13 protein-coding genes are annotated in these 14,926 nt (G+C 63.4%); 4 read left to right on the top strand and 9 right to left on the bottom strand.

Features of this window, described 5'->3' with window-relative positions:
• Window positions 1-98: 98 nt before the first annotated feature.
• From cysG to KVG96_RS07560, 6 genes are all read right to left on the bottom strand, one after another.
• On the bottom strand, window positions 99-1,493 hold the full coding sequence (gene cysG / locus KVG96_RS07585; protein WP_217891444.1) for a siroheme synthase CysG: 1,395 nt from the start codon (window positions 1,491-1,493) through the stop codon (window positions 99-101).
• A gap of 1 nt (window position 1,494) precedes the next feature.
• A complete protein-coding gene (serS, locus tag KVG96_RS07580) occupies window positions 1,495-2,775 on the bottom strand; it encodes a serine--tRNA ligase (protein ID WP_217891443.1) in 1,281 nt (426 codons plus the stop codon).
• 15 nt (window positions 2,776-2,790) lie between these two features.
• Window positions 2,791-3,165, bottom strand: a complete 375-nt coding sequence (gene crcB / locus KVG96_RS07575) for a fluoride efflux transporter CrcB (RefSeq protein ID WP_217891442.1) — start codon at window positions 3,163-3,165, stop codon at window positions 2,791-2,793.
• Window positions 3,162-4,487, bottom strand: a complete 1,326-nt coding sequence (locus tag KVG96_RS07570; RefSeq protein WP_085579837.1) for a replication-associated recombination protein A — start codon at window positions 4,485-4,487, stop codon at window positions 3,162-3,164. Before KVG96_RS07570 ends, crcB begins: the two co-directional genes overlap by 4 nt.
• A gap of 61 nt (window positions 4,488-4,548) precedes the next feature.
• Entirely contained in the window at window positions 4,549-5,169 is a 621-nt protein-coding gene (gene lolA, locus KVG96_RS07565) for an outer membrane lipoprotein periplasmic chaperone LolA (RefSeq protein WP_085579835.1), read from the bottom strand.
• Window positions 5,170-5,248: 79 nt separating this feature from the next.
• Window positions 5,249-7,660, bottom strand: coding sequence for a DNA translocase FtsK (locus KVG96_RS07560; protein WP_217891441.1), 2,412 nt, complete (start codon window positions 7,658-7,660; stop codon window positions 5,249-5,251).
• A 495-nt stretch (window positions 7,661-8,155) separates the two neighbouring features.
• Here KVG96_RS07560 and aat point away from each other — a divergent pair, with 495 nt between their 5' ends.
• The 3 genes from aat to infA all read left to right on the top strand — a co-directional run bounded on the left by aat (window position 8,156) and on the right by infA (window position 9,933).
• Window positions 8,156-8,836 carry a leucyl/phenylalanyl-tRNA--protein transferase gene (aat, locus tag KVG96_RS07555; protein ID WP_217891440.1) on the top strand — a complete coding sequence of 227 codons (681 nt, stop codon included), beginning with the start codon at window positions 8,156-8,158 and terminating at the stop codon, window positions 8,834-8,836.
• A 57-nt stretch (window positions 8,837-8,893) separates the two neighbouring features.
• Window positions 8,894-9,601: an arginyltransferase gene (locus KVG96_RS07550; RefSeq protein ID WP_217891439.1), complete on the top strand. Its 708-nt coding sequence runs from the start codon at window positions 8,894-8,896 to the stop codon at window positions 9,599-9,601.
• 113 nt (window positions 9,602-9,714) lie between these two features.
• Window positions 9,715-9,933, top strand: a complete 219-nt coding sequence (infA, locus tag KVG96_RS07545) for a translation initiation factor IF-1 (protein ID WP_002553999.1) — start codon at window positions 9,715-9,717, stop codon at window positions 9,931-9,933.
• A 282-nt stretch (window positions 9,934-10,215) separates the two neighbouring features.
• Here the strand turns inward: infA and clpA are convergent, their stop codons facing one another.
• The gene (gene clpA, locus KVG96_RS07540) at window positions 10,216-12,486 is read right to left on the bottom strand and encodes an ATP-dependent Clp protease ATP-binding subunit ClpA (RefSeq protein WP_085579827.1); all 2,271 of its coding nucleotides are present in this window, start codon (window positions 12,484-12,486) and stop codon (window positions 10,216-10,218) included.
• A 30-nt stretch (window positions 12,487-12,516) separates the two neighbouring features.
• Window positions 12,517-12,879, bottom strand: coding sequence for an ATP-dependent Clp protease adapter ClpS (clpS, locus tag KVG96_RS07535; RefSeq protein ID WP_015094394.1), 363 nt, complete (start codon window positions 12,877-12,879; stop codon window positions 12,517-12,519).
• A 224-nt stretch (window positions 12,880-13,103) separates the two neighbouring features.
• On the opposite strand from clpS, the gene KVG96_RS07530 reads away from it, so the two are divergent.
• Entirely contained in the window at window positions 13,104-13,385 is a 282-nt protein-coding gene (locus KVG96_RS07530; RefSeq protein ID WP_217891438.1) for a cold shock domain-containing protein, read from the top strand.
• An 80-nt stretch (window positions 13,386-13,465) separates the two neighbouring features.
• On the opposite strand, the gene icd is transcribed toward KVG96_RS07530, so the two are convergent.
• Window positions 13,466-14,722 carry an NADP-dependent isocitrate dehydrogenase gene (gene icd / locus KVG96_RS07525; RefSeq protein ID WP_085579824.1) on the bottom strand — a complete coding sequence of 419 codons (1,257 nt, stop codon included), beginning with the start codon at window positions 14,720-14,722 and terminating at the stop codon, window positions 13,466-13,468.
• Window positions 14,723-14,926 lie beyond the last annotated feature (204 nt).

The raw sequence follows: 14,926 nt of genomic DNA, 5'->3' as shown, positions 1-14,926 counted from the left end.
GCCCCGATCGCCAGCAGGCCGGCTCCCGCATTGGATTCGTGAACGACACAAATCCCCTGTAGGAGCCAGCCTGCTGGCGACGGGCGCGGCGCGGTCCGTCAGACCTGCCCCTGAGCCCCTTCGAACCACGCCAGTTTCTCGCGCAGTTGCACCACTTCGCCGACGATCACCAGGGTCGGCGCATGCACTTCGTGCTCCGCCACCAACCCGGGCAGGTCGGCCAGGGTGCCGGTGAACACCCGCTGATTGACCGTGGTGCCCTGCTGGATCAACGCCGCCGGGGTGTCCACGCCGCGCCCGTGCTTGATCAACTGCCCGCAGATGACCGGCAGCCCCACCAGGCCCATGTAGAACACCAGCGTCTGCGCCGGCGCGACCAGGTCGGCCCAAGGCAGATCGGTGGAACCGTCCTTCAGGTGCCCGGTGACGAAACGCACCGACTGCGCGTAGTCGCGGTGGGTCAGCGGGATCCCGGCATAAGCCGCGCAACCGCTGGCGGCGGTGATGCCCGGCACGACCTGGAACGGGATGCCGTGGGCCGCCAGTTCTTCGATCTCTTCACCGCCGCGGCCGAAGATGAACGGATCGCCGCCCTTCAACCGCACCACCCGCTTGCCGGCCTTGGCCAGATCCACCAGCTGGCGGTTGATCTGATCCTGGGGCACCGCGTGGTCGGCGCGGCGCTTGCCGACGTAGACCCGCTCGGCGTCCCGGCGGCACAGCTCAAGAATCGCCGGCGCCACCAGACGGTCGTACAGCACCACGTCGGCCTGCTGCATCAAGCGCAAGGCGCGGAAGGTCAGCAGGTCCGGATCGCCGGGGCCTGCGCCCACCAGATACACCTCGCCGGTGGCCACCGGTGCCTGGCCATCGATCTTGGCCTGCAACAGACGTTCGGCCTCGGCGCCCTGCCCGGCCAGTTGCCGGTCGGCGATCGGCCCCTGGAACACGTCTTCCCAGAAGGCGCGACGCTGCTGCACATCCGGAAACAGGCTTTTGACCTGATGCCGGAAACGCGCGGCGAGACCGGCCAGGTGACCGTAGGTGGCGGGGATCCAGGTTTCGATCTTGGCGCGGATCAAACGGGCCAGCACCGGCGCGTCGCCGCCGCTGGACACCGCGATGATCAGCGGCGAACGGTCGACGATGGCCGGGAAGATCACGCTGCACAGGGCCGGCGCGTCCACCACGTTGACCGGCACGCAACGCCGATGGGCATCGGCGGAGACCTGCGCGTTCAGCGCTTCGTCGTCGGTGGCGGCGATGATCAGCCTGCAGCCGTCCAGGTCTGCCTCGAGGTAGCCGCGCAACAGGCACTCACCGCCGCTGGCGGTCACCAGGTCACGCAGTTGTGCTTCGATTTCAGGTGCGACCACCCGCAGCAGCGCACCGGCGTCGGCCAGCAGGCGGGATTTGCGCAAGGCAATCTCCCCCCCGCCGACGACCAACACACGACTGCCGCGCAGGTTGTGAAACAGCGGCAGATAGTCCATGTCAGCCGATGACCTCAAGGCCACCCATGTACGGCTTCAGCACGTCCGGCACGCGGATCGAACCGTCGGCCTGCTGGTAGTTCTCCAGCACCGCCACCAGGGTGCGGCCGACCGCCAGGCCGGAACCGTTCAGGGTGTGCACCAGCTCAGGCTTGCCGGTTTCCGGGTTGCGGAAGCGCGCCTGCATGCGGCGGGCCTGGAAGTCGCCGCAGTTGGAGCACGACGAGATCTCGCGGTACTTGTCCTGGCTCGGGATCCACACTTCCAGGTCGTAGGTCTTGACCGCGCTGAAGCCCATGTCGCCGGTGCACAGCGCCAGGGTGCGGTACGGCAGCTGCAGCAGCTGCAGCACCTTCTCGGCGTTGGCGGTCAGGCTTTCCAGGGCTTCCATGGATTTGGACGGCTCGACGATCTGCACCATCTCGACCTTGTCGAACTGGTGCTGGCGGATCATGCCGCGGGTGTCGCGGCCCGACGCGCCGGCTTCGCTGCGGAAGCACGGGGTGTGGGCGACGAACTTGATCGGCAGCTGCTTGGCGTCGACGATCTCGCCGGCCACGATGTTGGTCAGCGACACTTCGGCGGTCGGGATCAGGTACAGGTCGGCCTCACCGTCGCGGCCGATCTTGAACAGGTCTTCCTCGAACTTCGGCAACTGGCCGGTGCCTTGCAGCGCCGGCGCCTGCACCAGGTACGGGGTGTAGGCCTCTTCGTAGCCGTGCTCGGTGACGTGCAGATTGATCATGAACTGCGCCAGGGCGCGGTGCAGGCGGGCGATCGGGCCGCGCAGCAGGGCAAAACGTGCGCCGGACAGCTTGGCGGCGGTTTCGAAATCCAGCCAGCCGAACTTCTCGCCCAGGGCGACGTGGTCCTGCACCGGGAAGTCGAACGCGGTCGGCGTGCCCCAGCGGCGCACTTCGACGTTGCCGTCTTCGTCTTCGCCCACCGGCACCGACTCGTGCGGCAGGTTGGGGATGCCCAGCAGGATCGCGTCCAGCTCGGTCTGGATCTTGTCCAGCGCGGCCTTGCCTTCGTTGAGCTGGGTGCCCATGTTCTCGACATTGGCCATCAGCGGTGCGATGTCTTCGCCGCGCTGCTTGGCCTGCCCGATGCTCTTGGAAATCGCGTTACGTTCAGCCTGAAGCTTTTCGGTTTCGGTCTGGACTGCCTTGCGCTGCTCTTCCAGCGCTTCGATGCGTGCGACGTCCAGGGCAAAGCCACGGGATGCCAGGCGGTCCGCTACGTCCTGAAGGTTGCTACGTAACAGTTTGGAATCGAGCATGTCGGTCTCTCGTTGTCAAAGTTTGGTCAGGGACAGGCCGGCCCAGGTGGCGAGCAGCCCGCCGAATACGCTGAGCGCCGCATAGCCCAGGGCCAGCGGCACTTGCCCGCTTTCCAGCAGGCGCACCGTATCCAGTGAAAAGGATGAAAAGGTCGTCAGCCCTCCGAGGAAGCCGACGATCAACCCGGCACGCACCTCGAAAGGCACCTCCGGGCGTATCAAAAACAGGCCGTACAGCACGCCGATCAAAAGACAGCCCACGATATTAACGGCCAGCGTCGCGGTATAGAAGTGCCGCGGCCAGTTGGCGTTGACCCAATTGCCGGCGGCAAAGCGCAGCAGCGTGCCGGCGACGCCGCCGATGGAGACTGCAACGATCGCTGGAATCACGGTTTTCTCCGCTGGCGGGGGCTCAGCCGGTCGAGTTGGGCAAGGTGCTTGAGCTTTTCGCCGATCTTCAGCTCCAGGCCACGGGGCACCGGCTGGTACAACGGAATCGGCTCGAGCGCTTCGGGGAAATAGTCTTCGCCGGCGGCATAGGCGTCCGGCTCGTCGTGGGCATAGCGGTATTCGTCGCCGTAGCCCAACTGCTTCATCAGCTTGGTCGGGGCGTTGCGCAGGTGCAGCGGCACTTCCAGCGAACCGTGCTCGGCGGCGGCGCGCATCGCGGCCTTGAAGCCCATGTACACCGCGTTGCTTTTCGGCGCGCAGGCCAGGTAGGTGATGGCCTGGGCCACCGCCAGCTCGCCTTCGGGGCTGCCGAGGCGCTCCTGCACGTCCCACGCCGCCAGGCACAGGCTCAGGGCGCGGGGGTCGGCGTTGCCGATGTCTTCGCTGGCCATGCGCACCACGCGCCGGGCCAGGTACAGCGGATCGCAGCCGCCGTCGATCATCCGTGCGAACCAGTACAGCGCGCCGTCCGGGTTGGAGCCGCGCACCGATTTGTGCAGCGCGGAGATCTGGTCGTAGAACGCTTCGCCGCCCTTGTCGAAACGCCGGCGGGTGTCGCCGAGCAGGCTCTGCAGCAGGTCGGTGCCGATCTCGCTGTCGTCGTCGGCCAGGTCCGAGGCGTTCTCCAGCAGGTTGAGCAGGCGCCGGCCGTCGCCGTCGGCGGCCGACAGCAGCATCTGGAAGCCTTCGTCGCTGAGGGTCAGGTGGCGTTTGCCCAGGCCCCGCTCCTCGGTCAGCGCCCGGTGCACCAGCTTGCGCAGCGCGGCTTCGTCCAGGCTCTTGAGCACATACACACGGGCCCGCGACAGCAGCGCGTTGTTCAGTTCAAATGACGGGTTTTCGGTGGTGGCGCCGATGAAGATCAGCGTCCCGTCCTCGACGTACGGCAGGAACGCGTCCTGCTGGGACTTGTTGAAGCGGTGCACCTCGTCGACGAACAGGATCGTGCGCCGGCCGTACTGCGCGGCCTGCTGCTTGGCGATCTCCACCGCCTGACGGATCTCCTTGACCCCGGCCAGCACCGCCGAAACCGTTTCGAAGTGCGCATCCGAGACTTCCGCCAGCAGCCGCGCCAGGGTGGTCTTGCCCACGCCCGGCGGGCCCCAGAAGATCATCGAATGCAGCGCGCCCTGCTCCAGCGCCTCGCGCAGCGGCTTGCCGCGGGCGAGCACGTGCTCCTGGCCGACGTATTCGTCCAGGTTGGTGGCGCGCAACCGGGCCGCCAAAGGCTGGGCCAGGGGCTCTCTGCGAAACAGATCCATCACGTACCGTTGAAACCTCTAGGCGTTGATCCTGCGGGCTCTCGCCCACAGAAGTCAGGGGTTATTCCTGGATCACGTCGGCACCCTTGGGGATGTCGAACTTGAACCTGGACGCCGGAATCGCTTCGTTGGCCTTCACCCCGGTGAACAGGATGTTGGTGCGCTGGCCGACGCTGTCGATCAGCTGCATGTCATTGACCAGGCCATTGCGGAACGACAGGCGCAGGCTGTCGAACAGGGTGTCCTTGGTCTTCGGCTTGAGGGTGAAGTCGATCACGCCGCCGGCTTCCTTGGCGGTGATGTCGAAGCTCTGGCTGATCTTCGACACGTCGCCCGACAGCAGCAGGGCCGGGGTCTGGGTCAGGCGCTCGTCCAGTTTCTTGATCGTCGCCTGCTCAAGGTCCGGGTCCCACAGGGTGACCTTCTTGCCGTCGGAGACCATGGTCTGCTCGGCCGGCGCATCGGTGTGCCAGTAGAACAGGCCCGGGCGCTGCAGCGACATCTCTCCGGCGGTTTCCTGCAATTGGGTGCCGCTGCCGTCGAGGGTCAGCTGGGAAAAGCGTGCGGTGAGGGTCTTGGATGTTTCCAGCAGTTGGGTCAGGCGCGCCACGTCCTTTTCGTCGGCGTGGGCCGAAAGCGTGGTCAGGGCCAGTACCGGCAGCAGCATGCGGATCAGACGCATGGGAGTCCTCTTGAATACTCGTGGGAGAGCGGACGGCGCCTCATTGCGCCGTCCCGGCTGTTGAATCCGGGGGGTTGACTCAGTCGCGCACCGGCCCCGGGGCCAGCACCTCGCGCGAACCGTTGGTGTTCATCGCCGTGACGACCCCGGCCATTTCCATGGCTTCGATCATCCGGGCGGCGCGGTTGTAGCCGATCTTCAGCTTGCGCTGCACCGCGGAGATCGAGGCCCGGCGGCTTTCGAGCACGAACTGCACGGCTTCGTCGTACAGCGCGTCGGCTTCCGGATCGTCGCCTTCGCCACCGCCGCTGCTGCCTTCGAAACCGCTGCCCGCCTCTTCGACACCGTTGAGGATATCGTCGTTGTATTCCGGCGCGCCGCGCAGTTTCCACGCTTCCACCACCCGGTGCACTTCGTCGTCGGAGACGAACGCGCCGTGCACCCGGATCGGCAGGCTGGTGCCCGGCGGCATGTAGAGCATGTCACCGTGGCCGAGCAGTTGTTCGGCGCCGCCCTGGTCGATGATGGTGCGCGAGTCGATCTTGCTCGACACCTGGAACGCCATCCGCGTCGGGATGTTGGCCTTGATCAGGCCGGTGATCACGTCCACCGACGGCCGCTGGGTCGCGAGGATCAGGTGAATGCCGGCGGCCCGCGCCTTCTGGGCGATCCGGGCGATCAACTCTTCCACCTTCTTGCCGACGATCATCATCATGTCGGCGAATTCGTCCACCACCACGACGATGGTCGGCAGCTTCTGCAGCAATGGCGCCTCGTCGTGGATGCTTTCGCGCTTGTACAAAGGATCGCTCAACGGCTCGCCGGCGTCCTGGGCCTCCTTGACCTTGGCGTTGAAGCCGGCCAGGTTGCGCACGCCCATCTTCGCCATCAGCTTGTAGCGCCGCTCCATCTCGGCGACGCTCCAGCGCAGGGCGTTGGCCGCGTCCTTCATGTCGGTGACCACCGGGCACAGCAGGTGCGGAATGCCTTCGTAGATCGACAGTTCGAGCATCTTCGGGTCGATCATGATCAGCTTGGCGTCTTCGGGACCCGACTTGAACAGGATCGACAGGATCATCGCGTTCACGCCCACCGACTTACCGGAACCGGTCGTACCGGCCACCAGCAGGTGCGGCATCTTGGCGAGGTCGGTGATGACCGGCTTGCCGCCGATGTCGTGACCGAGGGCCAGGGTGACCGGCGACTTGAAGTTGTCGTACTCGGGCGTCGACAGCACCTCGGAGAACCGCACGATCTGCCGGTCTTCGTTGGGGATCTCGATGCCGACGGTGGTCTTGCCCGGAATCACCTCGACCACCCGCACGCTGGTCACGGCCAGGGAACGCGCCAGGTCCTTGGCCAGGTTGGCGATGCGGCTGACCTTCACGCCGGCGGCCGGCTGGATTTCGTAGCGGGTGATGACCGGGCCCGGATGGATCGAGTCCACCGTGACCTCGACGCCGAATTCCTTGAGCTTGATCTCCAGCAGGTGACCGATCGCCGCCAGGGACTCCGGGGAATGGTTGAGCTGTTTCTTTTCCGCCACATCGAGGATCGAGATCGGCGGCAAGGTGCCTTCCACGGCGCTGTCGACGAACAGCGGCACCTGCTTTTCCTTCTGTACGCGCTTGCTCGGCTCCGACGCCTTGACCGGGGCCGGCATGATGACCGGCGGAACCTGTTTCTCCCGCTCGGACATGTGTTTGCTCAGGGCCTGTTCGCGTTCGATCAGGCGTTCCTTGACCTTGGCCTGCTCGCGCTTGTCCGGCACCGCCGGGGCGACGACCTCGTCCACACGGTCATCGACTTCGCGCAGTTGGGCCACCAGTTGCCGGCGCTCGGTGCGCGCCGCCCACCAACGGTTGAGCGCGCCCTGGAACAGCTCGAACAGGTCGAGGGTGATCTTGCCGGTGACGTCCATCACCTTGAACCAGGACAGGTCGGTGAACACCGTCAGGCCGAACAGGAACAAGGCGATGAACAGCAAGGTGCTGCCCTGGATGTTCAGGGCGTTCCTGGCCAGGTCGCCGAGGCTTTCGCCCAGCGCCCCGCCGGCGCCGGCCGGCAGGCTGGAGGCTGCGGCATGGAAATGGATATGGGCCAGCGCGGCGCCCGACAGCACCAGGAACACCAGGCCGATCAGGCGCCAGGAGAACAGCCAGCCGCTCCACTGCCAGGGCTCGTGGCGCTGACGGAAGATCTGGTAGGCCTTTATCGCCAGCAGCAGCGGGAAGATGTACGCGAAGTAACCCAGCACCATGAACAGGATGTCGGCGCTGTAGGAACCGGCGGGACCGCCGAAGTTCTGCACGTCGTCAATCTTGCTGTTGTGGCTCCAGCCCGGATCGTCCTTGCCGTAGGTCAGCAAGGCCATCATCAGGAACAGGCACAAGGCACCGATGGCGATCAGCGCACCTTCCTTGAGCCGGTAGTGCAACTGCTGACGCCAGAGCGGAACGACTGCTTTTGGTGCTTCCGTGGATTTCTTCAAAACGCTTCTTTTCCTGCGCCCGCGGCGCGTCCATCTATTGAATGACGATCAATAACTGCCCGATCCCAGGCAGGCAAAAAATTGACGGGCACAACCGGAACCCGTTTTAACACTGCATCGGTGCCTTAATAAACTCGGCACACGGAGAATATTCTGCAACAGCCCGGCATTGTACGGGTTTGCAAGCGCGTTGCCATGCCCGCGCCTGTGCAACAAGCATAGCCAAGCGCACGGATCCTGCGGCTCAATTTGAGCATGCATTGCCTTTTGTGACAAAGGCTTATGAGGCGTATTTGATGAACGTCACGAAGCGCCCGACGCAGATCGCCGCACAATGCCCGACGCCCGCCGCGCCACCCGTCTGCGCGATGCCCGATTACGACCGCGCCTGCCCGGCCAAGTTGCAGCCGCGCAGGATCGGGAGGACATTCCCGTCATTTAACGGCACACTCTAGCGCAGCCACCGCCCTCCCCTCTTCCGCAAGCCCGAATGCCATGCTGACCTGGTTACAACGCAACACCCTGACATTTCCGCCCCTGGAAAAGGCCATGCGCGATCCCAACGGACTGCTGGCGGCCGGCGGCGACCTGTCCGCCGACAGGCTCATCCAGGCCTACCGCCACGGCTGCTTTCCGTGGTTCTCCGAAGGCCAGCCGATCCTCTGGTGGTCGCCGGATCCGCGCACGGTCCTGTTTCCCGACGAACTGCACGTCTCCCGCAGCCTGGCCAAACTGATGCGCAAACAGCGCTACCGGGTGACGTTCGACCAGGATTTCAAAGCCGTGATCAGCGCCTGCGCCGCGCCGAGGGACTACGCCGACGGCACCTGGATCACCCAGGCAATGCAGGACGCCTACATCGAACTGCACCGGCGCGGCTTTGCCCATTCGGTGGAAGTCTGGGACGGGGGCGAACTGGTCGGCGGCCTGTACGGCCTGGCCATGGGCCAACTGTTTTTCGGCGAATCGATGTTCAGCCGCGCCGACAACGCCTCCAAGTACGGCTTTACCACGCTGGTGCAGCACCTGAAGGACGCGGGATTCGTCCTGATCGACTGCCAGATGCCCACCGACCATTTGCACAGCCTCGGCGCCCGGGCGATCTCGCGCTGCACCTTCGCCGACTACCTGGCGCGGCACCTGGACCGGCCCAACCAGGCCACTTGGGTTTGCTGAGCGACTTTTGCGCACCTGGCTTACACTTAATTCACAAGCTTATCCCGAGGGTTGATCATGACCGAGTTGGCGCGTTTGAAGTTCTATGCCACTCAGCCTCACTCCTGCAGCTACCTGCCGCAGGAGCAGGCCACGACCCTGTTTCTCGACCCCAGTCAGCCCATGGATGTGCATGTCTACGCAGACCTGTCGGAAATGGGTTTTCGTCGCAGCGGCGACCATCTGTACCGCCCGCACTGCCAGAACTGCAATGCCTGCGTGCCGGCGCGCATCCCGGCGCTGCAGTTCAGCCCCAACCGCCAGCAGAAGCGCATTTTCAAGCGCAATGCCGACCTGCAGGTGCGACCGGTGAAACCGGGCTTCAGCGAAGAGTATTTCGACCTGTACCAACGCTACATCGAGCAACGGCACGCCGACGGCGACATGTACCCGCCCAGCCGTGACCAGTTCGCCACTTTTCTGGTGCGCGACCTGCCCTTCTCGCGCTTCTACGAGTTCCGGCTCGACGGACGGTTGCTGGCCGTGGCCGTCACCGACCTGCTGCCCAACGGCCTGTCGGCGGTCTACACCTTTTATGAGCCGGACGAAGAGCGCCGCAGCCTGGGGCGCTACGCCATCCTCTGGCAGATCGCCGAAACCCGCCGGCTCGGGCTGGACGCCGTGTACCTGGGCTACTGGATCAAAAACTGCAAAAAGATGAACTACAAGACCCAGTACCGGCCCATCGAACTGTTGATCAACCAGCGCTGGGTCATCCTCAACTGAACGCAAACCCTTAAACCCCTTGGCGTAAACACCACTTTTCGGGCACAATGCACGCCGCTTTTGCCTGGCGCAGTTGCACCGGGCCATTCACTGGACACCGAGGGCTTTACTGCATGTCGAAAGAAGACAGCTTCGAAATGGAAGGCACTGTCGTCGACACCCTGCCAAACACCATGTTTCGCGTGGAATTGGAAAATGGGCACGTCGTTACCGCGCATATCTCCGGCAAGATGCGCAAGAACTACATTCGTATTCTTACCGGTGACAAAGTGCGCGTCGAGCTGACGCCCTATGACTTGAGCAAAGGGCGCATCACTTACCGCGCTCGCTAAGCAAGTCAATACAAGACGCCCGGCCCTGCCGGGCGTTTTTGTTTGCACGCGATTTGACCTCGCCCGGAAACAGGATTGGCTGAACCACCGCCATCGCGGGCAAGCCCGCCCCGCAACGACCGGGGTGCTCACCCCTGTCGCGCACACCTCAAACCCTGTGGGAGCGGGCTTGCCCGCGATGACGGCCATGATGCCGACCGGCACGGCACAGAAATGGCCAGGAATGCCCGGACAGCAAAAAGGCGCCTTGTGGCGCCTTTTTGCTGTGTTGCGGCTTTGGCCTCAGGCCATTTCCGCCGTGGTTTCGAACTCGAAGGTCAGCTCGCCGTCCTTGATGTCGATGTGCACCACACCGCCATGCTCGGCCAGTTCGCCAAACAGGATTTCCTCCGCCAGCGGACGCTTGATCTTGTCCTGGATCAGGCGCGCCATCGGACGGGCACCCATCGCCGAGTCGTAGCCGCCGGCCGCAAGCCAGCTTCGGGCTGCGTCGGTGACTTCCAGCAGCACCCGCTTGTCTTCCAGCTGCGCCTGAAGCTCGGTGAGGAACTTGTCCACCACGCTCTTGATGACCTCGTGGCTGAGGCGACCGAACTGGATGATGGTGTCCAGGCGGTTGCGGAACTCCGGCGTGAAGCTCTTCTTGATCACTTCCATCGCATCGGACGAGTGGTCCTGATGGGTGAAACCGATCGAAGCGCGCGCCGCGGTTTCGGCACCGGCGTTGGTGGTCATGATGATGATCACATTGCGGAAATCCGCCTTGCGCCCGTTGTTGTCGGTCAGCGTCCCGTGATCCATCACCTGCAGCAGCAGGTTGAAGACTTCAGGGTGAGCCTTCTCGATTTCGTCGAGCAGCAGCACGCAATGCGGTTGCTTGGTGATCGCCTCGGTCAGCAGGCCGCCCTGGTCGAACCCGACATACCCCGGAGGCGCACCGATCAGACGCGAAACGGTGTGGCGCTCCATGTACTCGGACATGTCGAAACGAACCAGCTCGATGCCCAGCGCCTTGGCCAGTTGCCGAGCGGCTTCGGTCTTGCCGACGCCGGTCGGGCCTGCGAACAGGAACGAACCGACTGGCTTGTCAGGCGACTTCAGCCCGGCACGGGACAGCTTGATCGCGGTCGACAGGGAATCGATCGCCGCATCCTGACCGAACACCGTCAGCTTGAGGTCGCGTTCGAGGTTGCGCAGCAGTTCCTTGTCGGAACTGGTGACGTGTTTCGGCGGAATCCGCGCGATCTTCGCCACGATGTCCTCGACCTGGGCCACGTCGATGCGCTTCACGCGCTTGTCCGCCGGCTGCAGGCGCTGGTAGGCGCCCGCCTCGTCGATGACGTCGATGGCCTTGTCCGGCATATGCCGGTCATTGATGTAGCGCGAGGCCAGTTCGGCGGCGGCGCGCAGGGATTCGTCGCTGTACTCGATGTTGTGGTGCAGCTCGAAGCGCCCTTTCAGGCCGCGCAGGATGCCGATGGTGTCTTCCACCGACGGCTCGACGACATCGACCTTCTGGAAACGCCGCGCCAGGGCCCGGTCCTTCTCGAAGATGCCGCGGAATTCCTGGAACGTGGTAGAACCGATGCAGCGGATGTCACCGGACGACAGCAGCGGCTTGAGCAGGTTGGAGGCGTCCATGACGCCGCCGGACGCCGCGCCGGCACCGATGATGGTGTGGATCTCGTCGATGAACAGGATCGCCTGCGGACGTTTCTTCAGCTCGTTGAGCAGCGCCTTGAAGCGTTTCTCGAAATCGCCGCGGTACTTGGTGCCGGCCAGCAAGGCACCCAGGTCGAGGGAATAGACGACGCTGTTGATCAAGAGGTCCGGCACCAGGCCGTCGACGATGCGCTTGGCCAGGCCTTCGGCGATCGCGGTCTTGCCCACGCCCGCCTCGCCCACCAGCAGCGGGTTGTTCTTGCGCCGGCGCGCGAGGATCTGCGCGACGCGCTCGACTTCCGTCTCGCGGCCGACCAGCGGGTCGATCCGGCCCTGACGCGCCAGTTCGTTGAGGTTGCTGGCATACGCGTCCAAAGGATTGCCTGAAGAAGAAGACTCACCGCCCTCGTCGTCCTGCATATCTTGCTCACCCTCAGAATGTTCGCCATGCCCCGGCACCTTGGAAATGCCATGGGCGATATAGTTGACGACATCGATGCGTGCGACGCTCTGCTGCTTCAGCAGGAACACCGCCTGACTCTCTTGCTCACTGAAGATCGCGACCAGCACGTTGGCGCCGGTCACTTCGCGTTTGCCCGAGCTCTGAACATGAAAGACAGCACGTTGCAGCACACGCTGGAAGCCCAGGGTCGGCTGGGTTTCGCGGTCCTCGTCATGGACGGGGATCAGCGGCGTGGTGGAGTCGATGAACTCCTGCAGGTCGTGCTTGAGTTTGTCGAGGTTTGCGCCGCAGGCACGCAAAACGGTGGCGGCAGCCTCGTTATCCAATAGGGCCAGCAGCAGGTGTTCGACGGTCATGAACTCATGACGCTTCGAACGGGCCTCCTTGAAGGCAAGATTGAGGGTGACTTCGAGCTCGCGGTTTAACATAGCTTCACCTCATACCCAAGTGGTCGGCGATTAACCGTCCTTCTCGATTTCACAGAGTAGCGGATGCTGGCTTTCCCTGGCGTACTGGTTGACCTGCATGGCCTTTGTCTCGGCGATGTCGCGGGTAAACACTCCACATACTGCCCGTCCTTCTGTGTGGACGGCCAGCATGACCTTGGTCGCCAGCTCGCGATTCAGGTTAAAAAACACCTCGAGCACTTCGACGACGAAATCCATCGGTGTGTAGTCATCATTGAACAAAACCACCTTGTACATCGGCGGCGCCTGCAATGCAGGCTTTGCTTCCTGAACAGCAATGCCCGCTGAATCGTCGTCGTGTAAATCAGGGCGATCCTGATTGAATGTTAGTCGAATCTGGCTGATTGCATGCATGGAAAGAAAGGTTCGTCAGTTGTGCAAATACAGTGGTGGGGGCGGCTGCACGCGTTTTCAACTCCGACTGCCCGGTCACCTTGACTATCGGGAAAACGGTGTTACAACCAATAGAACCCACGGTGGGTAAAAAAGATCCGCGGAGTCCTGTTCGCAAACGAATTCGACTGCGGATGAATTGGATGATACTCCAGCGTTGGAGTCTGTTGCAGAGGGATTTGAGCATGGCTGTCGGCAAGGTGAAATGGTTCAACAATGCCAAGGGATTCGGCTTCATCAACACCGACGCCCGCGAAGGCCGGGACGAGGACGGCAAGGAAATCGACTTTTTTGCCCACTACTCCGCCATCGAGATGGAGGGCTACAAGACCCTCAAGGCCGGACAGCTCGTCAACTTCGAGATCGTGCAAGGGCCCAAAGGCCTGCACGCCGTCAAGATAGCGCCTGCCGACGCCGCAAAAGAACGCACAGCGGCCGCCGGCCACGCCCAGACGGTCGCCCACTGACCCTAGCGCACCTGCCGCCCTAAACGAAACCGCCCGGTTCGAACCATCGAACCGGGCGGTTTTCATTGCGGCGGGTTCGCTTACATGTGCGAGATCAGCGCCTCGCCGAAGCCCGAAGACGACACCAGCTTCGCGCCTTCCATCAGGCGTTCGAAGTCGTAGGTCACGGTCTTGGCCTTGATCGCGCCGTTGGTGCCCTTGATGATCAGGTCGGCCGCCTCGGTCCAGCCCAGGTGACGCAGCATCATCTCGGCCGAGAGGATCACCGAGCCCGGGTTGACCTGATCCTTGCCGGCGTACTTCGGCGCCGTGCCGTGGGTGGCCTCGAACATGGCCACGGTGTCGGACAGGTTGGCGCCCGGCGCGATGCCGATGCCGCCCACTTCCGCCGCCAGGGCATCGGAGAGGTAGTCACCGTTGAGGTTCAGCGTGGCGATCACGTCGTACTCGGCCGGACGCAGCAGGATCTGCTGGAGCATGGCGTCGGCGATGGCGTCCTTGACGATGACTTCGCGGCCGGTCTTGGGGTTCTTGAACTTCATCCACGGGCCGCCGTCCAGCAGCTCGGCGCCGAACTCTTCCTTCGCCACCTCATAGCCCCAGTCCTTGAAGGCGCCTTCGGTGAATTTCATGATGTTGCCCTTGTGCACGATGGTCAGCGACTTGCGGTCGTTGTCCACCACGTATTGCAGGGCCTTGCGCACCAGGCGCTTGGTGCCCTCCTTGGAGACGGGCTTGATGCCGATGCCGCAATCCTGGTCGAAACGGATCTTGGTGACGCCCATTTCCTCTTTCAGGAACTTGATGACCTTGGTGGCCTCCGGGGAACCGGCCTTCCACTCGATGCCGGCGTAGATGTCCTCGGAGTTCTCGCGGAAGATGACCATGTCGACGTCGCCTGGCTTTTTCACCGGGCTCGGCACGCCGTCGAACCACACCACCGGCCGCAGGCAGACATACAGGTCCAGCTGCTGGCGCAGGGCGACGTTGAGGGAGCGGATACCGCCACCGACCGGGGTGGTCAGCGGGCCCTTGATGGAGACGACGTAATCCTTCACGGCATCCAGGGTTTCCTGAGGCAGCCAGGTGTCCTGGTCATAGACCTGGGTCGCTTTTTCGCCGGCGTAGACCTCCATCCAGGAAATCTTGCGCTTGCCTCCGTAGGCCTTGGCCACGGCAGCATCCACCACCTTGATCATCACCGGACTGACGTCGACGCCAATGCCGTCGCCTTCGATGAAGGGAATGATCGGGTTATCAGGGACATTGAGAGAATGGTCTGCATTGACGGTGATTTTGTCGCCGACGGCCGGAACCTGAATCTTCTTGTAACCCATGCTGAACTCCACTCATTGGATTGAACATCTGGCTTCGTCCGAGCGTAACCCAGTTGAATCAACACGCAAACCCTCTGTTCCGGGCACGGGCACATCCCGCTTCCTACAAGCCTGAAAGCAAAGGGAAAAGCGCCAATCTCAAGCATTGGCGACAACGCACCGCCCACCTCTGCCCTGCGACCTTTAGACCAATGGACGAGAATC

The organism is Pseudomonas ekonensis, assembly GCF_019145435.1.
Taxonomy (GTDB): Bacteria; Pseudomonadota; Gammaproteobacteria; order Pseudomonadales; family Pseudomonadaceae; genus Aquipseudomonas; species Aquipseudomonas ekonensis.
Note: the sequence above shows the minus strand (reverse complement) of the source record. Positions and strands in the feature narration are given on the sequence as shown.

Excerpts from the sequence above, each read along its gene's own strand:
- infA (WP_002553999.1), top strand. The coding sequence starts at position 9,715 with ATGTCGAAAGAAGACAGCTTCGAAATGGAAGGCACTGTCGTCGACACC.
- aat (WP_217891440.1), top strand. The coding sequence starts at position 8,156 with ATGCTGACCTGGTTACAACGCAACACCCTGACATTTCCGCCCCTGGAA.
- clpS (WP_015094394.1), bottom strand. The coding sequence starts at position 12,879 with ATGCATGCAATCAGCCAGATTCGACTAACATTCAATCAGGATCGCCCT.
- lolA (WP_085579835.1), bottom strand. The coding sequence starts at position 5,169 with ATGCGTCTGATCCGCATGCTGCTGCCGGTACTGGCCCTGACCACGCTT.
- cysG (WP_217891444.1), bottom strand. The coding sequence starts at position 1,493 with ATGGACTATCTGCCGCTGTTTCACAACCTGCGCGGCAGTCGTGTGTTG.
- KVG96_RS07550 (WP_217891439.1), top strand. The coding sequence starts at position 8,894 with ATGACCGAGTTGGCGCGTTTGAAGTTCTATGCCACTCAGCCTCACTCC.
- clpA (WP_085579827.1), bottom strand. The coding sequence starts at position 12,486 with ATGTTAAACCGCGAGCTCGAAGTCACCCTCAATCTTGCCTTCAAGGAG.
- icd (WP_085579824.1), bottom strand. The coding sequence starts at position 14,722 with ATGGGTTACAAGAAGATTCAGGTTCCGGCCGTCGGCGACAAAATCACC.
- KVG96_RS07570 (WP_085579837.1), bottom strand. The coding sequence starts at position 4,487 with ATGGATCTGTTTCGCAGAGAGCCCCTGGCCCAGCCTTTGGCGGCCCGG.
- KVG96_RS07530 (WP_217891438.1), top strand. The coding sequence starts at position 13,104 with ATGGCTGTCGGCAAGGTGAAATGGTTCAACAATGCCAAGGGATTCGGC.
- serS (WP_217891443.1), bottom strand. The coding sequence starts at position 2,775 with ATGCTCGATTCCAAACTGTTACGTAGCAACCTTCAGGACGTAGCGGAC.